The sequence below is a fragment of the Polaromonas sp. P3_B1 genome (genome assembly GCF_056402935.1).
Genome location: NZ_JBFUGK010000049.1, coordinates 19,918 through 39,837, shown reverse-complemented (window position 1 = coordinate 39,837; position 19,920 = coordinate 19,918). Strand labels below are relative to the sequence as shown.

Here is a 19,920-nt window from a genome sequence, read left to right as displayed (position 1 = left end):
GTCTGGGTCCCTTCGCTTCGCTACGGGCARCCTGTGGTGCTCGAGCCAAGCGGGGTCAAAAACAACTCGCCTGCGGCTCAAACACGTTTTTGCCCTGATCCGCTTGTCTCTGCGCTCCTCGGCCCAGCCAGGACGGGGAAGTCCGAATACAAGAAGAAAAATACCGAACTCCAAAACAAGGACACGCCACGGCGTGTCCTTGTTGTTTCAAGTATTCGGGGTTGTGTCTTCGGCTGTTTGGCTGTTGGTAGTCGGGCCCCTTGTGTATGCGCCGAGGAGCGCAGGTCCAGACGGATAAGGGCAAAAACGTGTTTGAGCGAAGCGAGTTGTTTTTGACCCCGTCTGGACCGAGCACCACAGGCTGCCCGCAGCGAAGCGGAGGGACGCAGATACCAGGGTCGCCTTTTCTTTTGCTTACTTTTGGTGTTTGCGTAACTTCGCTGCGCGAAGTGAGCAAACCCCGCGCGCGTAGCGCGCCTTTTGGCGAACAAAAGAAAACCCGCTTTGCGGGTTTCGATAAAAGTGAGTAGCTGCCGGGCTACCCCCGGCCAGCCAACCTCAGCAGAGTAAGCAGAAAGACGAAGAGAGCGGGAAGGAGAGAAGGGGGAGAGCGCACTTGCCGGAGCAAGACCCGGCAACCAGTCACCTGGGCAACACGCAGTCGCCCCCCGCGACTGCTACCATCCCGAGCCATGAACCGCCGCACCTTCCTGGCCGCCACAACGGCCGCTTTGACCGGAGATTTCGCCATGGCCGACCTGCCCAAAGTAGGCTCACTCGATGACGTCCTGCGCTGGCTGGACACGCTGGACAAGGCGGCTGCCGTCAAAACCACGGGTCAGTGGCCCATGGTCTCGGTGCTGGAGCACATGGCGCAAAGCGTGGAGATGAGCCTGGACGGTTTTCCGCAGCCCAAGAGCGCTTTTTTCCAGAGCACGGCCGGCTCGGCGGCATTTGCGTTCTTCAAGTGGCGTGGCCACATGAGCCACAGCCTCAGCGAGCCGATTCCCGGTGCGCCAGCCCTTCACCGCGAAGGCGACTGGCGGCCCGCATCGGCCCGGCTGCGTGCCGCGATTGAGCGCTTCACGCGCCACCAGGGCGCGTTGAAGCCGCACTTCGCCTATGGCGCACTCAGCAAGGCCGACTTTGCGTTGGCTCATGCCTTCCACATCGCCAACCACCAGGACGAAATCGTCGTACAGGTCCGCTAGAACAGCTGGTCGGTGGTGTTGGAGTCGGCGCGCTCCGGATCTCTTTTCTCTTCGGCAAGCGGCACCTCACCAGCGCGCGCAAGCGTGGATGCGCGCACGCCCAGCAGGCGCAGTTTTTTCTCGAGCGGTACGCGCTTGAGGCACTGGCCGGCCAGGCGCCGAATCGTGGCGCCGTCGTCGGTATAGCTGTCAGCGGTCTGGTCGCGCGTGGCGATCTTGAAGTCGTCGTAGCGCAGCTTGATGCCTATGGTTTTGGCGACATAGCCCTTGCGCTGCAGGTCCTCGCCCAGCCGCAGGCACAGGTCGGTGAAGATGGCACCCAGCTCGGCCTTGTGGCGCACCGCGTGCAGGTCGCGGTCGAAGGTGGTTTCGCGGCTCATGCTGACCGGCTCGCTCTCGGTCACCACCGGGCGGTCGTCGCGGCCCCAGGCGGCCTCGTGCATCCAGGCACCGGTGGCCTTGCCGAAGTTGTCCACCAGCCAGCCCGGGTCCTGCGCGGCGAGTTCGCCAATCGTGTGGACATGCAGCCTGGCGAGCTTCTCGCCGGCCTTGGGGCCTATGCCGTTGATCTTGCGCACATGCAGCGGCCAGATCTTTTCCTGCAGGTCGGATTCGTAAACGATGGAAATCCCGTTGGGCTTGTTGAACTCGCTGGCCATCTTGGCCAGCAGCTTGTTGGGCGCCACGCCCACCGAGCAGGTCAGGCCCGTCTTTTCAAAAATCGCTTTCTGGATCAGCCGCGCCAGCACGCGCCCGCCTTCGCGCTGGCCGCCGGGCACGTCCGTGAAGTCGATGTAGACCTCGTCCACGCCGCGGTCCTGCATCAGCGGCGCGATCTCCGTGATGGTGCTCTTGAAGAGCTGCGAGTACTTGCGGATTTCCGCGAAATCCACCGGCAGCACGATGGCCTGCGGGCACAGCTTGGCGGCCTTCATCATGCCCATGGCCGAACCCACGCCGAACTGCCGCGCCGCATAGGTGGCCGTGGTGATGACGCCGCGGCCCACATAGTCCTTCAGAAGCGGAAAGCTTTCGACCGGGATAAAACGCAGCGCGCGCTCGCCCTGCGCGGCCCGCAACTCCTCGTCGACCTTGCGCCAGCCGCCGCCTATGACCACCGGCAATCCCTTGAGCTGCGGGTAGCGCAGCAGCTCGACGGACGCAAAAAAAGCATCCATATCGAGGTGGGCAATGCGGCGAATCTTGGCCGCGGGGGAAGGGAACGGGTCGCTCACCCGGCAAGCATAGCAATTCGGGCCAGCGGGCCCCGCCGGCTCGACACGATTCGGTCCTATTTGGCCCACGCGGCTGCAAGGCTGGTGCAGCCCTGGCGACAGCAACAAGCGCGGCTGCAGGCAAATATTTCCGCTGTTATTTCCTTAGGGGATTTCTAAAATTCCGCCTTTGCCTAAAACAGCACAAGCGGCCCATGACGCGACCCAGCCTGCACCCCACAACAAGACCCCGAAAAGACACGATGAAACGATGGATCAAATGGAGCGCCGGCATCACCGGCGCGGTGCTGCTGCTGCTGGCCGGCACGGCCATAGTCGGAAGCCAGATGGCCGACAGCAAAAGCCAGCGCCAGATCAAGGTGGCCGTGCAGCCCGTGGCCATCCCGGCTGCGGCCCAGGCGCTGGAGCGCGGCGCCTACTTGTACAACTCGCGCGGCTGCGCCGACTGCCACGGCGCCAACGGCGCGGGCCGCGAATTCATGAACGACGGCAAGGGCATGCGCCTGGCCGCCCCCAACATCACGCCCGGTGAGGGCAATGTGGTGGCGCGCTACACACCCGAAGACTGGGTGCGCACCGTGCGCCACGGCGTCAAGCCTGACGGCCGGCCGGTGTTTGTCATGCCCAGTGAAGACTACAACCGCCTGACCGACGAAGACCTGGGCGCGCTGGTCGCCTACGTCAAGGCCATGCCACCCAAAATGGGCGGCGCCGCCGTGCTCGACCTGCCCTTGCCGGTGCGCGTGCTCTACGCGTTTGACGCGATCAAAGACGCCGCGCAAAAAATCGACCACACGCTGCCGCCCGCCAAGCCGATTGCCGAAGGCGTGACCGCGGCCCACGGCGCCTACGTCGCCAATATGTGCATAGGCTGCCACGGCGCGGGCCTGGCCGGCGGCAAGATCCCCGGCGGCCCGCCCGACTGGGCGCCCGCCGCCAACCTGACGCCGGGCGAGGGCAGTGCCATGCCGCGCTACAAAGACGCCGGCGCGTTTGTCGCCATGCTGCGCAGCGGCAAGCGCCCCGACGGCACGGCCATCAGCGTCATGCCCTTCGAATCCCTGCGCGCCCTCAACGACGTTGACGCGCAGGCGCTGTACGCCTATCTGCAGACGGTGCCGGCCAGGCCTTTCGGGCAGCGGTGACAGCGACAATCTCGCATGTCCAGTTCCGCTGCGTATGTACATCTGAAACCCGGAGGCCCTTTGCCTCCTGTATTGGCACAAGCGCCATTTCGGGCAATTGTGGTGGCCGATGCGGAGGTTTCAGCGCATTGGCGGGCAGAGGTCAGCAAGTGGTTGATTGATTGCGGTTGCCTGTACATGCTGGCGTGGGGTTGCGACTGCAGCTTGTGGGACGACTCGTTGGACATCGCCAATCTGGAGTCGTTTGGATTTGGGGAAATTMCAGAAGACAAATTCGTGATAACGAGCTGGCATGCCGAGGAGGAACTTGCCCAGGTATTCTGGTTTTCCAGGAACTGTGCGTCGCATCCAGCTGTCGCGCTGGAGCGCACGGTGATACTCCACATTTCCGACGAAGAACGGGAAAACGAATTCATCGCGATGTATCAAGGCGCTTGATTCATTTATTAGAGATCAACCGGCCTTTGTGGATCCCGCTCCGGCACTCTGGCATCATGGCCGGCATTGCCACCTCTTCCTGAAAGTGAATGCCATGCGCAAAGCCACCGGAACCTTTGAAGTCAAGCTAGCTCCGCAAGCGCTGGCGAATGCGGACGCCGGGCCGCTGATGGGACGCCTCTCCATCAACAAGACCTTCAGTGGTGACCTGCAAGCCACCAGCCAGGGCGAGATGCTCAGCGCCGGCACCGCCGTCAAAGGCTCGGCCGGCTACGTCGCGATGGAACGCGTGACCGGCACGCTGCACGGCAAAAGCGGCAGCTTTGTGCTGCAACACAGCGGCACCATGAACCGCGGCGCGCCGCAGTTGACGGTGAGCGTGGTGCCCGATTCAGGGACTGATGAACTCACCGGCCTGAGCGGCACGCTGGGCATACAGGTTGCCGATGGCAAGCATTCGTATGTGATGGACTATGAGATTGCACCGCGGGTGTGAGATGGCAGAGATGGTCGACAACACTATGGCGAGCCACCAAAAGTGTTGAGATGTTGAATTGGGCTGAAGATTCGAGAGACCCTGACATGAAATTCAAATCCCTCTTTGTGCCATCGCTGCTGGTGATATCCAGCCTTGTTGTCGGCTGGACAGCCAGCGCAGTGGTTTATCGAGGGCAGCATGCGATGGCCTCGTTCATGACGAGCTACTCGGCCTTGGCATACTTGCAAAAGGGTGACACGCCTGACGCCATGCTGGTGCTCCGTGCATCGGCGGAAGCAAACATACTGGAGGCCGATAAATACGGAGATTGGGAGCTTTGGGTTCAAAGTCCAAACGCAATGCCGAAATGGTTTTCCGGATATGAAAGCCTCAGATTGAAGTTACCGGAAAACACTCGTGGGCCTGTGGATGCGGAGTTTGACAGCAAGCTCAACGAGGTCTTAAAAGCAGCGGCAGAAAAAAATCAAACGGCCAAGTAAGGCTGCAGTCTGTTGAACTGCGCTGAGGCCCGACTGATAACTGGAGCAAACTTTGAGAAAAGTTAACCCATAACCAAGCAACGGTGAAGTAATTGAAGACACCGCTCGCTGGGCTGCACGTGGCAGAAGAGCGGTGGCGAGTAGTAGAGGCCACAGTGGAAAGAAATCTTAACTATCACTGCATTTTGTGCGTGCGCTCAAATGAGGTGCCACCGCTCGTGCAAGCAATGTTGCCGCGGCGGGTACAACGGCTGAAAATAACTGACCGAGATTCGCCAGAGGAGAAAGCGGCTACCGAGCGCAAACGCCGCCTTGGTTTCTCGTTACCGGCCCCGTCATTTCGCTATTTCGGCGTATTGTCATCATCGGGGCAAGTTAAGGGCCCAGACATACTGAGGCATGTTGAATGGCTATTTTCTAACTTTAGGCCGGAATTCGATTTGACCGAGTGGAAATCGATCGGCGCTGAGTATGAGTTGTCATTCGCCTGGTGGGGCGGCCTTGGAACCGCATATGGACCGTCAATAAGCCCCGAATTGGCGGACATGCTGGCACGTCATCGGGCGCCTCTGGGGATTAGCATCTACTAGAAATACGAGATGACAGCGGTGTGGATCTCCGTGCTCGGTTGACCCGTTTTTCCATCGAACGAGGTGCCATTGGGCACGCCCCTATGCACAGCACTGAAGAGCCATATTCCGGGCCTGCGATAGGGTCAAGTGACTGTGAAAATGCGGGCACATCGACGCGAATTCAACATCCTGTTCTACAAAATGACTATGCGACTACTTGGAATATTTGCCCTGATCCTTGCCAATGCTGCCTTGTTTTCCCTGCTTGAGGCAAAAATCGGTTCAACTCTTTACTACGCATTAATTGCGTTTTTGTCTATATTTTTTGTCTTCTGTTATGTTTCGATCATCAAGTTAGACGAGCGAGTTAGGAAGCTAGAAAATAAAATTTTCTAAGCAGCAACCGGATCGATCAGATTCAGGACGCACCAGGAACCCGCTGTGGATTTTCGTGTGTGTTTGATCCGTTTTTTCATCGAGCACTGAGCCACTGATGATGTCCTTTCGCGCAGAACTGGCAATCCGCATTTCAGGGTTTTGATGGGGTCAAGTGACTGCGAAAAAGGCGGGCACATCGACGCGGAATTCAACACGTTTGGACGTGGACACGGCGTCAAGGAAGTAGTTATTGAGGGAGGGCGTACTACCGGCGCCAATCCCGGTCATGTACCTCGTCCGATAATTATCAGCACAGGACTATGATGATTCTCACAATGATTTCTTGGAAGAAAGGTGCTCAGACGGTGTCGCTCATTGAGGCTGTCAAGAACTACTCGACTGGCTCATTGATCCAGGCCAAGGTCGAGGTCGAACGCCTCCTGGCGGGGGAGGCTGTAACTCTTGAGTTCACCTCCGAATCGGCGAGGGATGAATTCCGAAGGAAAGCGGAGACTCTTGGCGCAGTCTTCGGCTGAATTGCTGTGAAAAAGTGTGACTCCCACTGAAGTCTGACCGAATGGGGATGCGGACAAACTTCAATCTCATGACTGAAGAGACAAGCCGTGGTGCCCGAACCCGGAACCGAATCAGTCCACCGTGCGGCGAGGGTTGAGTCCCCCACCCCCACTCTCAATAAGTTCCAGGCACAAAAATCCCGGTATCCACCGCCTTGATATCCGTCCGCCCACAAAACGCCATGGTCAAGTCCAGCTCCTTGTGGATGATCTCCAGCGCCTTGGTCACGCCTTGTTCGCCCATGGCGCCCAGGCCGTAGAGGAAGGCTCGGCCTATGTAAGTGCCTTTGGCGCCCAGGGCAATGGCCTTAAGCACGTCCTGGCCGGAGCGTATGCCGCCGTCCATATGCACTTCAATCTGGTTACCCACGGCCGCGATGATTTCGGGCAGGCAGGAAATGGAGGACATCGCGCCGTCAAGCTGGCGGCCGCCGTGGTTGGAGACGATGAGGGCATCGGCGCCTGAGTTGACGGCGAGTTTGGCGTCCTCGACGTCTTGTATGCCTTTGAGGATCAATTTGCCGCCCCAGCGTTTTTTGATCCATTCGACGTCGCCCCAGTTGAGGGCCGGGTCAAACTGCTTGGCGGTCCATTCCGAGAGTGAGCCCATGTTCTCCACACCCTTGACGTGGCCGACGATGTTGCCGAAGCCGTGGCGTTTGGTGCCCAGCATGCCTAAACCCCAGCGCGGCTTGGTCATGAGGTTGAGGATGGTGGAGAGCGTGGGCTTGGGTGGGGCGCTCAGGCCGTTCTTGAGGTCTTTGTGGCGCTGGCCGAGGATTTGCAGGTCCAGCGTGAGCACCAGCGCCGAGCAATTGGCCGCCTTGGCGCGGTCTATCAGGCTTTCGATAAAGGCGCGGTCCTTCATCACATAGAGCTGGAACCAGAAGGGGTGGCGGTCGGTGCCGGCCGCTACATCTTCGATGGAGCAGATGCTCATGGTCGAGAGCGTGAAGGGGATGCCGAATTTTTTGGCGGCGCGGGCCCCCAGGATTTCACCGTCGGCGTGCTGCATGCCGGTGAGGCCCGTGGGCGCGATGGCGACCGGCATGGCGACCGGCTGGCCGATCATGGTGGTGGCCGTGCTGCGGTTTTCCATGTTGACGGCGACGCGCTGGCGCAGCTTGATCTTCTGGAAGTCGCTTTCGTTGGCGCGGTAGGTGCTTTCGGTCCACGAGCCGGAATCGGCGTAGTCGTAGAACATGCGGGGCACGCGTTTTTTGGCCAGGACGCGCAGGTCTTCAATGTTGGTGATCACGGGCACGGTGAATGTCTCCTCAGTGGCTAGAACCTGTTCACGGTCTAAACGGAGCCGCGCAAGCACCTTCTCGGGATGGGATGCAAGGCGCGGTGCGACGCCCATAGTTCACCTATGGGCTAGCGCTGCAACGCCGCAGACCGCCCGAGAAGGGGCTTGCCCTCCGGGTTGGGGTGAAATCGGGCGATTGAGCCACCCAGGCCCTTGCATGGGCATTAGCCCATGCGGCGTGCCCGGTCGGCCCACTCATCCCGATTGCACCCCAACGCGGCCCCGTTTAGACCGTGAACAGGTTCTGATGCTAAAGCTTTGGGTCGGCGGGCGATTGAATAAATTTTGGCGGGCTTCAAATTATTTCAACAGGGGTACGCCGGCCACGGCCGTCCCTCTACCAGCTGCCTGAGGCACCGCCGCCGCTGCTGGAGCCGCCCGACGAGCTCCGGCTGCTGGAACTGGAGCTTGAGCTCGAACTGCTGCTCGATGAGCTGCCACCCCCGCTGCTGGTGCTGACGCTGCCCGGGAAGAAGCCAAACAGCATCGCCAGGCCGGCCGCGATCCCGGTGGGCAACCAGGATTCCAGGTCTATAAAGAGCAGGTCCGGCGGGTTTTTGAAGGCCACGTAGCCCACGATGCCGGCCACTACGGCGCAGCGCACGCCGAACTCCAGCAGGCTGCGCTTGAAGGCCATGTAAGCACCCGCACCGATGAGGCCCAGCAGCAGGCAAGCAACAGCGCCCCCTGCGACGTAGAGCAAGCCCAGGCCGAAGCTGTTGGCGCCCACCGCATAGGCCATGCCGACCATCAGGCCGATCACTACCGCGATACCGCCCACCACCCTGCGCATGGTGCGCGAACGGCCGCAGCCAAAACCCAGCGCAAACGCCAGCGGCACCGGGAAGGTGAGCAGGACAATCGCCAGGCCGGGCGCCTTCAGGGCGGCGGCCGCCGCCAGCGGCAGGGCGGCGGCCACGCCCATCGTCACCGGCCACTTCCATTTCCACTTGCGGTGCGCGCGAGCCGCACCTACGGCGAAACCCCACAGCAAGGAGGCCAAAAACGCCCAGCCAAAAGGCGTGACGCCGTGTTCCTCTGCGTCCACGGGCGGGGCATTGCCGCGCACCGCTTCGCCCAGGTGGTTGATGGCCGCTTCCAGCCCGCCCGCGTAGTCGTTGCGGCGAAAGCGCGGCTTCATCTGCTCGTCGATGATGCGGCCGGCCAGCACGTCGGGCACGCTGCCTTCCAGGCCCTGTCCGACCTCGATGCGCATGCGCCTGTCGTCTTTTGCCACCAGGATCAGGATGCCGTCGTCGCGCTTCGTGTCCCCCAGTTTCCAGGCCTCGAACACGCGCATGGCGTATTCCTCAATGGCATCTTCCCCCGTGGTCGGCAACATGAACACGACCACCGCCGCGCGCGTGTCTGCCTCGAGTGCCAGGATCTGTTCGTTCAAGCTCGCGATCTGCGTGCTGTTCAGCGTGCCGGTGGTGTCGACCACGCGCGCGCTGTAGCGCGGCACGGGCACCCGTATGGCGTCGGTCGGCACGGCTATCTGCGCAGTGTCGGTCGGGGTTGCAATTTGCGCGGCGTCGGCCGCCTCGGCTGTTTGTGCGGTGTCGGTCGGCACGGCCATTTGCCGGGCGCCGGCACCCAGCATGCACAGCGCCGCCCCGAGCACAAGCAGGGTTTGGAAGAGGCGCCGTGTTGCCGGCAGAGGCAGGGATGCCGGGGATTGCCGGGCGGTGTGGTGTTGGGGCATGCGGATGGGTGAGGGTCAACGTTTGGCGGCCGTGCCGCCACGCGCGCTGGCCTCGCGCACCCCGGCGCCGCGCACTTCGAATTTGATCTCGTCGGCCACCTTGCCGCCGGCGTCGACCAGCTGCACCACATGCCGGCCCGGCCAGGGCAACCACTGGGCCTGCGGGCCGCGCGCGAACTCCTTGCCGTCCATGATCCAGCGTGTGCCGCGGCCTTCGGCGCTGAAGCTGATGCGCTGGTTTTTGGGTGGGATGTCCGGGTCCAGCGCGATGATGGTGCCCGAGGCCGGGGCGGTGATGCGGGGCGGGGCGTCGGCTTCGGCTGCGGGTTTTTTGCCGGACCTGGAGGCCTTGGCTGGGCCGAAATCACCGTTGCCGGAATTAGCGGCAAACACTGCCTGCTCCGTCCCCTGGATAAACCACTCGTTGCGTGCCGCCTCCAGCGGCGTGCCGCCCTGATTGCCGAACTGCGTGCGGCTTTGCACCAGGCCGGCGGGCGGCACGGGTGCGCGGCTGCGTTCGGTTTTGTGCAGGTAATTCATGATCGCCGCCCAGATGGGCGCCGCGCCGCTGGTGCCGCTCACGTCCCACATGGGCGCGCCGCTGGCGTTGCCCACCCACACGCCCACGGTGTAGCGCTGCGAAAACCCCATGGCCCAGTTGTCGCGCATATCCTTGCTGGTGCCGGTTTTGACGGCCGTCCAGAAGCGGGTAGCGAGAATGCTGTCGGTGCCGAAGGTGCGCGCGCGCGCCAGCGGGTCGGCCATGATGTCGGTGGCGATAAAGGCGGCGCGTGCGTCCAGCGCCGGCTTGAAGACGGGCTTGGGGTTTTTCGCGAGGGAGGGCGCGCTGTAGCGCCCGCCATTGGCCAGCGTGCGATAGGCGTTGGTGAGCGACAGCAGCGAGACCTCGCTGCTGCCCAGGGCCAGGCTGTAGCCGTAGTAGTCGCCCGATTCCTTGAGCGGCAGGCCCACGGCCCTGAGCTGTTTGTGGAAGGCGTCGGGCGACACCATGACCAGCGTGCGCACGGCCGGCACATTGAGCGAAGCGCCCAGCGCGGTGCGTGCCGAGACCAGGCCCTTGAACTGCCGGTCGTAGTTTTGCGGGATGTAGAGGCCGCCCGAGGTCTGTATCTGCGAGGAGGAATCTTCGAGCAGCGAGGCTGCCGTGATGCGGCGTTCGGCAATCGCCTGTGCGTACAAAAAGGGCTTGAGCGTGGAGCCCGGCTGGCGCAGCGCCGTCACGCCGTCGACTTCGGCCGCGTCGCTGAGCTCGCCTGAAGAGCCGACCCAGGCCAGTACCTCGCCCGTGGCGTTGTCCAGCACCACAATCGCGCCGTCTTCCACATGGCGGCCGCGCAGCTCGCGCAACTGCTGGGTGAGGGTTTGGACGGCGAAGCGTTGCAGGGGGGCGCGCAGGGTAGACACCACCGTTCGCACTGAGCTTGTCGAAGTGCCTGCCTGTTTGCCGGCCCGGGCTTCGACAAGCTCAGCCCGAACGGTAGGGGTAGCCACCAGCCTGCGTGCCAAATGCGGCGCCACACCCTCGCTCGCATCAAAAGCCTTGCGCTGCAGCGCGGCGGCGGCAAACAGATCGAGCCCCTCGCAATCCACCTTGGCGGGTGCTTGCATGACCTTGAGCACGCCGCAGGCGCGCTGCGAAACCTGCGCCGCCTTGGCATTGGGCGCGCGCACCAGTGCCGCCGCGATCGCCGCCTCGCGTTCGTCCAGCCCGTGCGCGGCCTTGCCGAACAGTGTGCGGCTCAGCGCGTCTATGCCCACCATCTCGCCGCGAAAGGGCACGAGGTTGAGGTAGGCTTCCAGAATCTGGTCCTTGCGCCAGCGCGCTTCCAATATCTGGGCCGAGACGGTCTGGCCGACTTTTTGTGTGATGCTGCGCCCGCCCGCGCCGGCGCGCCAGTCTTCGTCCAGCAGCCCGGCCAGCTGCATGCTGATGGTGGAGGCGCCGCGTGTTTTGGTGTTCCACAGGTTGCCCCAGGCCGCGGCCGACACAGCCCGCCAGTCCACACCGCTGTGCTCGTAAAAACGTTTGTCCTCGCTGAGCACCAGCGCCGTGCGCAGGGCCGGCGACACATCGGGCAAGGCCACCCACTGGCCGCGCCGCACGGCCTTGTCGGTGCGCAGGCGCTGGATGAGTTCGCCGCTCCGGTCCAGCACCAGGGTTTCGGAGGGCCTGAAGTCGCGTTTGACTTCGTCGAAGCTGGCGACGGCGTGGGCGGACGAACTCGCCCCACCTGCAAGAAGCAGGGCCAACGTGATGCTTGCGAAACCGTTTTTCGACTGACAGTTCATCACTTGGCGCAGAGTTTGAGGTTGGTCCGGGTCGCCTGCACCACCGGCAGGTACATGTCGGCATCGGTCGGTGGGTAATTCCCTTTGACTTCCTCGTCGGACAGCGCGGCATCCGGGGCCAGGTCCTGCAAAGTCCGGATGCAGCCGGCGCGATCGCCTAATTTGAGCTGTGTCAGCGCCAGGTCGTTCAGCACCCAGCCTGAGTCAATCCAGTGGAGAAACTGTTTGCATTGCGTGGCAACAGGGTTGATCGCGGCCAACGCGGCGCTGTAGTTTCTGGCCACATACTCTTTTTTGAATTTTTTCCTTGAGGCTTCGACACTCTTGCTCACACAAAGTGCGGGAGGCTTTCGGTAAAGCCCTTCAAATCCAGCCCGCATGCCGCAAAAGTCCCTGCATGCATCGGATCCATTGGTCGTGACGTTCACATTCTGGCCGTCGGCTTTGAAGCTGAGATGGCATGCGGACTTTTCCATCTTCGCCTTGCCATTGGTGATCACACCCTCCAGATCACATATATGGCCGTTGGCACCTATGGTTTCTATCCTGAACTTTCCGCTGGCCTGGACCTCCAGCGTTCCCCAGGCAGCTTCGGTGGTGACATATTCGCCCTCGGCGGGCGTGCTGAATTGCGCCTGCGCCAGGCCGGCGCCCAGGAGTGCGAGGGCATAAACGGCAAGCTTCACTTTGCCTCCTTCATCTTCGCTCTCGCAAAAGGCGACTCACCGAACGTCTCTGGCACATTCATCTTTTTCATGCATGTAACCCAATTTTCGTCGCCGCGCCAAAAATCTGCAGCAGCTGCGCCTGCCAAGGCCCCTCGGCCTCCACGGCGGTCTGCACCAGCACCGTCTGCGTCACGCGGTCCACCAGCACGCGCTGGCCGTGGTGGCCGTTCATCATCATCCAGCTGCCGTCGGCCTTGGGGTGCCAGAAGAAATTTTTGTAGCCGAAGTAGCGCATGGCCGTGCCGTGCCGGCCCTGGGCGTCGGCGGCGGACCAGGAGCTGCATTCGTCTATCCATTTTTTGCTGACGACCTGGCGGCCTTCGATGGCGCCGTTTTGCGCGATCAGCTGGCCCAGCCGTGCCCAGTCGCGCAGCCGCGCGCCAAAGCCTATGCAGTTGAACTCCTTGCCTTTGCTGTCGCACAGCCAGCTGGCATCGCCTTCGGCGCCCAGCGGCTGCCACAGGGCTTCTTCGCAAAAGCTGGCGAGGGGTTTGCCGGTGACCTGGCGTATCACCATGCCGATGGTCAGCGGGCACAGCTCGTTGTAGTTGTAGCGTGTGCCGGGCGGCTCCTGCACGGCGTTCCAGCCGCGCACCACGGCTTCCAGGTCGGTATTGCCGCCGGTGAAGGCGCGCGGGTAAATCGTGGGGTTGTCGCGGTCGTGCAGTATGGCCGCACCGCTGGACATATTGGCCAGGTGGCGCAGCGCAATACCGCCGTGCAGTGTGCCCTTGAGGTCCTCGACATACATCTGCGGCGTATCGTCCATGGAGCGGATCAGGCCGCGGTCCAGGCAGATGCCCAGCAGCAGCGAAGTCACGCTCTTGGCCATGGACCAGCTGGTCATGCGCATCTCGGGCTTGCGATCGAACTGGTAGGACTCGAGCAGCACTTGCCCCTTGCGCGCGACCAGCAGGCCGGTCACCGGCCAGGCCTTGAGGTAGTCCGCTGCCGAGTCGGCAACGGGCGCAAAGGCCTTGAGGCTTTCAACCGAGGCCGTCGCCAGCGGGGAAGCCTGCGCCGGCGCGGCGATGGGCCGTGCGCGGAACATGGCTTCGTAGCCGCCTGAGTAATTGCCGATGCGGTAGTCCTTGTCCGTCCAGCTGCCGTTGGGGCCCCGGCCCGTCGGGTAGCCCAGGCTGCGCTGCCAGTCGGCAGCCGCCGCAGCCGCCACGCGCGGCAGAGCAATGCCTGCGGCGAGCGAGGCTGCGAGCGAAGCGGCTACGGCGCGGCGCTGGATCATTTCGCGGCTTCCACCTTGACCCGCGCATTCGGGAATTCACCGAACATCTCGGGCGCGTACATGGCCTCCACGCGGCTGGGCGGCAGCGCGAAATCGCCGACATTGTTCAGGCGCACGGTGTATTCCATCTTGACCACGCCCTTGGGCAAGTATTCGTAATAGCTGCGGAAGGCCTCGAAGCTGCGCTCTTCAAATGCGGGCCAGCCGGTGCCGGTCTTTTTCTCGCCGCTGGTGGCGATCTCGGAGTCACGGCCCAGGCCGCCGCCCAGGATGGTCGCGCCGCCGGGCACCGGGTCGCTGATGACCACCCAGGTCATGTCGGCGCTGGCATTGACTTCCAGCGAGATGCGCACCACGTCGCCGCGGGTGTAGACACCCTTGACGGCCTGCTCTACCGGCGTGATGGTCTTCTTGATCTGGTAACCGGCGTTGAAAGGTTCCTTGAGCTGGATGGCCGCAATCGATTGCAGCGTGAGCCATGGCTTGCCCGGGCCCTGGTGCGTGACCGTCAACGTGTCCTTCGCCGCACCGCCCCAGGGCAGGAACATGCTGTTGTTGCGCAGGTTGCCGGGCGAAGCGGGGGCACCGAAGAAGGTGGTCTGGTTGGGCGCACCGGCCGCGTCGGTGGTCTTGACGCGGTCGACCTTGGCCCACTCCACGCTGGCCGCACTCGCTGCCGCCGCGGCCAGTGTGGCCTTGGTCACGCCGGCCACCGGCGTGGCTTCAAACTTGGCCGAGAACTTGTCCAGCGCCAGGCCGCCCCAGAGGTTGGCCGTGGTGGTGTGCCAGGCGCCTTTTTGCTGGCGCGCGATAAAGCCGTTGGCCAGGCGCCCCATGTCGTCCTTCCAGGCCGGGTCGTCCATCACGGCCAGCATCAGGCGCGCGGTGTTGACGTCGCCGTTGGTCATCAGCCACCACCAGTAGTCGTCCTTCTCGGTGCTGAAGACCAGCTTGGTGCCCTGGAAGGACAGGCGCGAACGCAGCACCTGGTTGGCTTCGGCGATGCGCTGCTCGCGCTGCGGCGCGTCGGCCACGCGTTTGAGGATGTTGAGCCAGTCGATCACCGCATGCGTGGGCCACTGGTTGGGCGCGACGGTGATGCTGCCCAGCATGCGGCCCTGGGCCTTGCCGTAGCGCGACAGCGCCTCCAGCGCGGCCAGCTTGCGCACGTCCAGGTCCTTGCGCGGGCTCCAGAACTCGCGCTGGATGCGGCCTTCGACAAAGGCGATCAGGCCGCGCTCCATGGGCGCCCGGGCCTCGTCGGGCAGGGCAAAAGCCGGGTTGATGCCCGAGGCCTCATGCGTCGCGGCCAGCAGGTAGGCCGTCAGCGCATCGCTGCCGCGGTTGGCTTCGCCGTCGCGCGGTGGGAAGTAATTGGCCAGGCCGTCGCTGTCGAGGTAGGTGGGCAGTTGCGCCAATACGGTCTGCCAGAGCTTGCCGTCGCGCAGGCCCACGGCCTTGCTGGTTTTTTGCTCCAGGCAGATGAAGGGGTACATCGCGAAGTAATCGCGCACGCCGTCCATGCCTTCGGCCAGCTTTGGCTGCAGCGACATCTTCAGGCCCCCGCGGCCCGGCAGGGCGTCGGCCGGCGGGTTCACGTCCAGCGTGAAGCTTCCGTCCACCTGCACCAGCGTGGCCTGCTGCACCGTGAGCGGCACGGCCGGGATGATGCGCTGGCGTGCCTTGAGGCCGTCGCGCGCGCCGCTGATGGTGTCTTTGGCCTCGATCTCCCACAGGATGGCTTCGGCGCGTGTGAGCGCCAGCTGCGCGGGCGCGGTGACCATCCAGGCCACTTCGCGCGCCTCGCCGGCAGGGATGTCCACGGTCTGCGGCTTCAGGTCGAGCAGGGTGGCGCGCGGGCTCACCTCCACCTTCATCGCGGCCTTGGTGGTGTTGCGCAAGGTCAGCTGCGCGCGGAACTGGTCGTCCTCGCGCACCAGCGGCGGCAGGCCGCTGATGATCTGCAGGTCCTGCGTGGCGCGTATGGAGGTCTGCCCGGTGCCGAAGAGGCCGGTGCCGGCATCGGCCACGGCGACGATCTTGAAGGTCGTCAACGCATCATTGAGCGGCACCGTCACCACGGCCTGGCCCTTGGCGTCCAGCACCACACTCGGGTTCCACAGCAGCAGGGTTTCCAGCAGCTCGCGCGTGTTGCTGCGCCCGCCGCCGCCGCCGGCCGCCACGGCTTTGCGCCCGTAGTGCCTGCGGCCAATGATTTCCATCTGCGCGGTCGAGGTCTCCACGCCCCAGGAGCGGCGCTGCAGCATGGCGCCCAGCAAATCCCAGCTGTCGTTGGGCATCAGCTCCAGCAGGGCCTGGTCGACCGCGGCCAGCGCCACTTCGGCGTTGGCGGCGGGCTGGCCGTTGGGCAGCTTGGCCGTGATGGTGACTTTCGCCTGGCCGCGCACCGCGTAGCTTTCCTTGTCGGCCTTCACGCTCACGTCGAGCTGGTGGGCCTTGGTGCCCACGCGGATTTCCGCCACGCCCAGCCGGTAGGCCGGCTTGCTCAAATCGACCAGCGCGGTGGGCGCCACGTATTCGCGGCCTTCGTACCAGAAGGAGGTCCACCACTCGCGCGGCGCCTTGTAGCCCCAGGTGAAGAAGCTGTACCAGGGCACTTCACGCAGCCGGCCGCGCAGGGCCAGCACGCTGACATACACATTCGGACCCCAGCCTTCCTTGATCTGCAGGTTGACGGTAGGGTCCTGGCCGTTGAGTTGCACCACCTGGGTGTCTATCACGCCTTCGCGTTCAACGGCGACCAGCGCCGTGGCGAATCGGAAGGGCATGCGCACCTGGAACTTGGCCATCTCGCCGGGCTGGTAGCTTTTCTTTTCGGGCAGCACGTCCATGCGGTCGTGGTCTTCGCCGCCGAACCAGAGTTCGCCCTGGCGCGTGACATACACATTGCTGGCCGCTTGTATGGTGTTGCCGTCCTTGTCCTTGGCGGTCACGATGAGTTCGACTTCGCCCGGCTCGCCGAGCTTGGTCTCGCACAGCAGCAGGCCGCGCGAATCGCTCTTGCCGCTGCAGACGCTTCCGAGGTCTTTGGTTTCGGTCTTGTTGTCGTAGGTGTAGAAGCCGCCCACCATGCGCTTGCGGCTGGTGGTGGTGATGCGCGCCACGGCTTTCACCTCAAGCGATACGTCCGGTGCGACCTTGCCCGTCAGGTCCAGCGCCAGGGCCTGGAACTTGATTTTCTGGCTGCTCGATACCCAGCCCTCGGTCTTGATGCCGGCCACCACGGCGGCCGGCCAGACGGTGGAGACGCTGCGTATGGTTTGCACTTCGCCGTTGGGGTCGGCGTAGCTGGCTTCCATCAGCAGCTCCTGCGGCTGCCTGCGTGTCGGGATGTCGTTGATGGTGAGCTTGCCCGCGCCGTTGCGGTCCAGCGTGAGCGGCAGCTTGTCGGCGATCACGCGCTGGTCCTGCGAGGCGGTGCTCTCTTCGTCCGCATTGGCGGCCTGGTCGCGGTTGGCGCGCGGCGGCATGAAGTTGAATTCTTCATAGTCGCTGTAGCTCAGGGATTTGGCGCGCACCAATGCCGACACGCGCACCGGCAGGTTGACGGCGCCGCCGCCGGAGACATAGTTGATCTGCACATCCGTCGGCACGGATTTCACGTTGACCAGCGCCTTCTTGTCGGAAGGGTTGATGCGGCCTTCGAGCACCGGCAGCCGGAACTCCTCGACGCGGAACTGGCCGCTGCTGAAGCTGCGGGCGCGGTTGCCCTTGCCTTTGCCACTGTCGTTCGGGGCCTTGAGCTGCACTTCGTACACGCCCAGCTTGGCGGCTGGGGGGATCGCGAAGGTGTTTTCGGCGCTCAGGCCACCGGTGGCCGTCTTGCGCCAGCTGATGGGCTGGGTGAATTGCTGGCCGCTGCCAACATGGGTGATGACCAGGGTGGCCGGCGTTCCCTCGGGCAGGCCGAAGCCCTTGCTGGTTTCGGTGCGCAGCACATGCTTCATGGACACGGTTTCACCGGCCCTGAACAGCGTGCGGTCAAAAATCGTGTGGGCCCGCTCGTCGGGCATGGGGTCGCGGCTGGTCGGCACGTTAAAGCGCCAGGGTTCTATGCCCTTGTGCCAGTCGCTCCAGGTAAAGGCCAGGTCTTCGACGCCGGCCACCGTGCTGCGCGCGCTGACAAAGTAGGCGTTGCGGTAGTCCTCGTTGTTATTGCCGTTGCAGCGCGGCGGCTCCGACGAGAGGTCGGCGAAGTTCGCGATGCCCTGCGCATTGGTGACGGCCTTGGCGACTTCGGTGCCGTTGCAGCCCGAGACCCGCACCGTGGCGCCCGCCACGGGTGTTCCCTTGTCCAGCGTGGTGACCCAGGCCAGCGAATTCTCGCGGCCCAGCTTGAAGTGCACGCCCAGGTTGGTCACCAGGGCAGAAGTGCGCACATACATGGTGCGGCTCGCGCCGTGGCGTTCGTCCAGCAGCGAGGTGCCGAGCTTTTGCGAGGCGATCTCGACCACGTGAAAGCCCGGCGCCAGCGGAATGCCGACGACCTCAAAGGGGCGCGGGTCGCCGCCCACGGGTTTGGGCAGGTCCAGCGTCTTCACACCGGCCTGGCCGCCCAGCAGCGACAGCATGCGCGACTGCACATAGTCCTTGCCCTGCGAGTCCAGTGCCTTGGGCAGCGGACCCTTGATGTCGGCGGCGGCCGCCTTGCGCGGAACCTCGTACTCGTCATAGCGCTGCACCTTGCGGAACCAGGCAATGATGTCGGCATCGGTGCGCGGCTGCAGGTCGCTGACCTTGCCGGCGCCCGGGGCGAGGCCCTTGACCTGCAGGGCCGCTTCCACGTTGCGCAGCGTCACCGGCAGCAGGGCCGGGTCGCCGGGTTTGGTATTGGGTTCAGCGAAACGCTCGACGATGCCGAAGGGCGAGGCGGCGAATTTTGCCAGCGGCGGCATCGCACCCGTGCCCACCTTCAGCGGAAAGCTGTCGGCATTGCGCAGCGTGCGGCCCGAGGCGTCCTTGAAGTTGCTGGGCAGTTCAAGCGAGAACTGGGCCTGCTCAGGAAACAGCGGCTTGAAGGTGATGTTGGTGACCACGTTGTCGCCGTCGCTGTTGCCCTCTTCAAAAGAAGGCTTGAGCGTGTCCTTGTCGCCCTTGAGGCGAATCGCTTCGGCCAGCTTGCGCGGCACCGGTGCGTTGAAAGACAGGCTCATGGGCCGCATCGGCAGGCAGGCCGATTGTGCGTTTTCGCGCTCGCAGCTGAAGCTGGCCGAGAAAGGTTCGCGCACCTGGAAGTTGTAGCGTTTTTCGACCGAGCTGGCCACACCGCTCGGGGTGCTCACACCCTTGCCGTAAACCAGCTGCACCTTGCTGGCCGAAGTCAGGCGCCGGTTGCAGGCCAGGGTGACGAAGCGCAGCGGGTCATTCGCCGCGGCCTTTTCCAGGCCTTGCGACTTGAGCAGTTCCTCACGTTCCTTACCGTCGATGAGCTTGACGGGCACGCGCTCGCCCAGGCCTTCAACGGCGCACCAGACGTTCTCGCGAACGCTTTGCAGCGTGGCCGGGCCGTTGAGCTGCAGCAGGAAGTACTGCTCTTCATCGATGCGCTGGTAGCTGCCGGGGCGCAGGTTCTGGATAAACGGGCCGCCGGTGTTGAACTTGTAGGAAGAGGGGCCCGCCACAGGCTGGCTCTTGGGCGACTTGAAGGTGCCGACCAGGTTCACCGAGCAGCTCACGCCGGGGGGTAAGTCGTTCTCGAATTCAAACGCCCATTCGCGCTCGCTGATCCAGCGGCCCGAACCCTTGGTGGCCTGCGCGTCGCTGCAACTCAGCGACAGCGGGGCGGGCGCTTTCGGGTCGCCGAAGTTGACGGCCCCTTCATCAAACTTGGCGACGATCTGCCGCACACGCGCGACCTCGCCTTGGGGTGAGAGACTGACGATCTGCAAGGCATGGGCATGCAGCGAGACCGCCGCGATCAGTGCCAGGGCGGCTTTTTTCATTGTTGGGCTCACGTTTCCTTCTCCTTCGGGAAGCCAGAGCGTAGCTGATTTGTATGTAACAAAATGCAGCAGCCACCGGGAAAAATGCCCCAAGGCGTGGCTCGGGTGCCGGCCGGCACGCCGGCCCTCG

The 19,920-nt window shown here is 63.5% G+C and carries 13 protein-coding genes; 6 read left to right on the top strand and 7 right to left on the bottom strand.

Features of this window, described 5'->3' with window-relative positions:
• Positions 1–692 precede the first annotated feature (692 nt).
• Positions 693–1,211 (top strand): DUF1569 domain-containing protein, encoded by a 519-nt coding sequence (locus AC1DXS_RS22455; RefSeq protein WP_477739666.1) that lies wholly within the window; start codon positions 693–695, stop codon positions 1,209–1,211.
• Here the strand turns inward: AC1DXS_RS22455 and AC1DXS_RS22450 are convergent.
• Positions 1,208–2,389 carry a Y-family DNA polymerase gene (locus AC1DXS_RS22450; RefSeq protein ID WP_477739667.1) on the bottom strand — a complete coding sequence of 394 codons (1,182 nt, stop codon included), beginning with the start codon at positions 2,387–2,389 and terminating at the stop codon, positions 1,208–1,210. The genes AC1DXS_RS22455 and AC1DXS_RS22450 overlap by 4 nt on opposite strands.
• A 299-nt stretch (positions 2,390–2,688) precedes the next feature.
• On the opposite strand from AC1DXS_RS22450, the gene AC1DXS_RS22445 reads away from it, so the two are divergent.
• The 5 genes from AC1DXS_RS22445 (at position 2,689) to AC1DXS_RS22425 (ending at position 6,493) form a co-directional block, all read left to right on the top strand.
• Positions 2,689–3,591 (top strand): c-type cytochrome, encoded by a 903-nt coding sequence (locus AC1DXS_RS22445; RefSeq protein WP_477739665.1) that lies wholly within the window; start codon positions 2,689–2,691, stop codon positions 3,589–3,591.
• Between the two features lie 15 nt (positions 3,592–3,606).
• The gene (locus AC1DXS_RS22440; protein WP_477739664.1) at positions 3,607–4,029 is read left to right on the top strand and encodes a DUF7684 family protein; all 423 of its coding nucleotides are present in this window, start codon (positions 3,607–3,609) and stop codon (positions 4,027–4,029) included.
• A gap of 94 nt (positions 4,030–4,123) precedes the next feature.
• Positions 4,124–4,525 (top strand): DUF3224 domain-containing protein, encoded by a 402-nt coding sequence (locus tag AC1DXS_RS22435; RefSeq protein ID WP_477739663.1) that lies wholly within the window; start codon positions 4,124–4,126, stop codon positions 4,523–4,525.
• Between the two features lie 86 nt (positions 4,526–4,611).
• Positions 4,612–5,007 carry a hypothetical protein gene (locus AC1DXS_RS22430; RefSeq protein WP_477739662.1) on the top strand — a complete coding sequence of 132 codons (396 nt, stop codon included), beginning with the start codon at positions 4,612–4,614 and terminating at the stop codon, positions 5,005–5,007.
• A 1,270-nt stretch (positions 5,008–6,277) separates the two neighbouring features.
• Positions 6,278–6,493 (top strand): hypothetical protein, encoded by a 216-nt coding sequence (locus AC1DXS_RS22425; RefSeq protein ID WP_477739661.1) that lies wholly within the window; start codon positions 6,278–6,280, stop codon positions 6,491–6,493.
• Between the two features lie 154 nt (positions 6,494–6,647).
• Here AC1DXS_RS22425 and AC1DXS_RS22420 read toward each other — a convergent pair whose 3' ends face one another.
• The 6 genes from AC1DXS_RS22420 to AC1DXS_RS22395 all read right to left on the bottom strand — a co-directional run bounded on the left by AC1DXS_RS22420 (position 6,648) and on the right by AC1DXS_RS22395 (position 19,790).
• Positions 6,648–7,796, bottom strand: coding sequence for an alpha-hydroxy acid oxidase (locus tag AC1DXS_RS22420; RefSeq protein ID WP_477739660.1), 1,149 nt, complete (start codon positions 7,794–7,796; stop codon positions 6,648–6,650).
• 382 nt (positions 7,797–8,178) lie between these two features.
• Positions 8,179–9,546, bottom strand: coding sequence for a TPM domain-containing protein (locus AC1DXS_RS22415; protein WP_477739659.1), 1,368 nt, complete (start codon positions 9,544–9,546; stop codon positions 8,179–8,181).
• Positions 9,547–9,561: 15 nt separating this feature from the next.
• A complete protein-coding gene (pbpC, locus tag AC1DXS_RS22410) occupies positions 9,562–11,856 on the bottom strand; it encodes a penicillin-binding protein 1C (protein WP_477739658.1) in 2,295 nt (764 codons plus the stop codon).
• Positions 11,856–12,542, bottom strand: a complete 687-nt coding sequence (locus AC1DXS_RS22405; protein WP_477739657.1) for a hypothetical protein — start codon at positions 12,540–12,542, stop codon at positions 11,856–11,858. The genes pbpC and AC1DXS_RS22405 overlap by 1 nt, the downstream gene beginning before the upstream one ends.
• Positions 12,543–12,609: 67 nt before the next feature.
• Positions 12,610–13,827 carry a serine hydrolase domain-containing protein gene (locus AC1DXS_RS22400; protein WP_477739656.1) on the bottom strand — a complete coding sequence of 406 codons (1,218 nt, stop codon included), beginning with the start codon at positions 13,825–13,827 and terminating at the stop codon, positions 12,610–12,612.
• Positions 13,824–19,790, bottom strand: a complete 5,967-nt coding sequence (locus tag AC1DXS_RS22395) for an alpha-2-macroglobulin family protein (protein ID WP_477739655.1) — start codon at positions 19,788–19,790, stop codon at positions 13,824–13,826. Before AC1DXS_RS22395 ends, AC1DXS_RS22400 begins: the two co-directional genes overlap by 4 nt.
• Positions 19,791–19,920: the final 130 nt, after the last annotated feature.

Bases quoted from the DNA above. Each gene is read 5' to 3' on its own strand.
- AC1DXS_RS22455 (WP_477739666.1), top strand. From the start codon at position 693: ATGAACCGCCGCACCTTCCTGGCCGCCACAACGGCCGCTTTGACCGGA.
- AC1DXS_RS22450 (WP_477739667.1), bottom strand. From the start codon at position 2,389: ATGGATGCTTTTTTTGCGTCCGTCGAGCTGCTGCGCTACCCGCAGCTC.
- AC1DXS_RS22445 (WP_477739665.1), top strand. From the start codon at position 2,689: ATGAAACGATGGATCAAATGGAGCGCCGGCATCACCGGCGCGGTGCTG.
- AC1DXS_RS22435 (WP_477739663.1), top strand. From the start codon at position 4,124: ATGCGCAAAGCCACCGGAACCTTTGAAGTCAAGCTAGCTCCGCAAGCG.
- AC1DXS_RS22430 (WP_477739662.1), top strand. From the start codon at position 4,612: ATGAAATTCAAATCCCTCTTTGTGCCATCGCTGCTGGTGATATCCAGC.
- AC1DXS_RS22425 (WP_477739661.1), top strand. From the start codon at position 6,278: ATGATGATTCTCACAATGATTTCTTGGAAGAAAGGTGCTCAGACGGTG.
- AC1DXS_RS22415 (WP_477739659.1), bottom strand. From the start codon at position 9,546: ATGCCCCAACACCACACCGCCCGGCAATCCCCGGCATCCCTGCCTCTG.
- pbpC (WP_477739658.1), bottom strand. From the start codon at position 11,856: ATGAACTGTCAGTCGAAAAACGGTTTCGCAAGCATCACGTTGGCCCTG.
- AC1DXS_RS22400 (WP_477739656.1), bottom strand. From the start codon at position 13,827: ATGATCCAGCGCCGCGCCGTAGCCGCTTCGCTCGCAGCCTCGCTCGCC.
- AC1DXS_RS22395 (WP_477739655.1), bottom strand. From the start codon at position 19,790: ATGAAAAAAGCCGCCCTGGCACTGATCGCGGCGGTCTCGCTGCATGCC.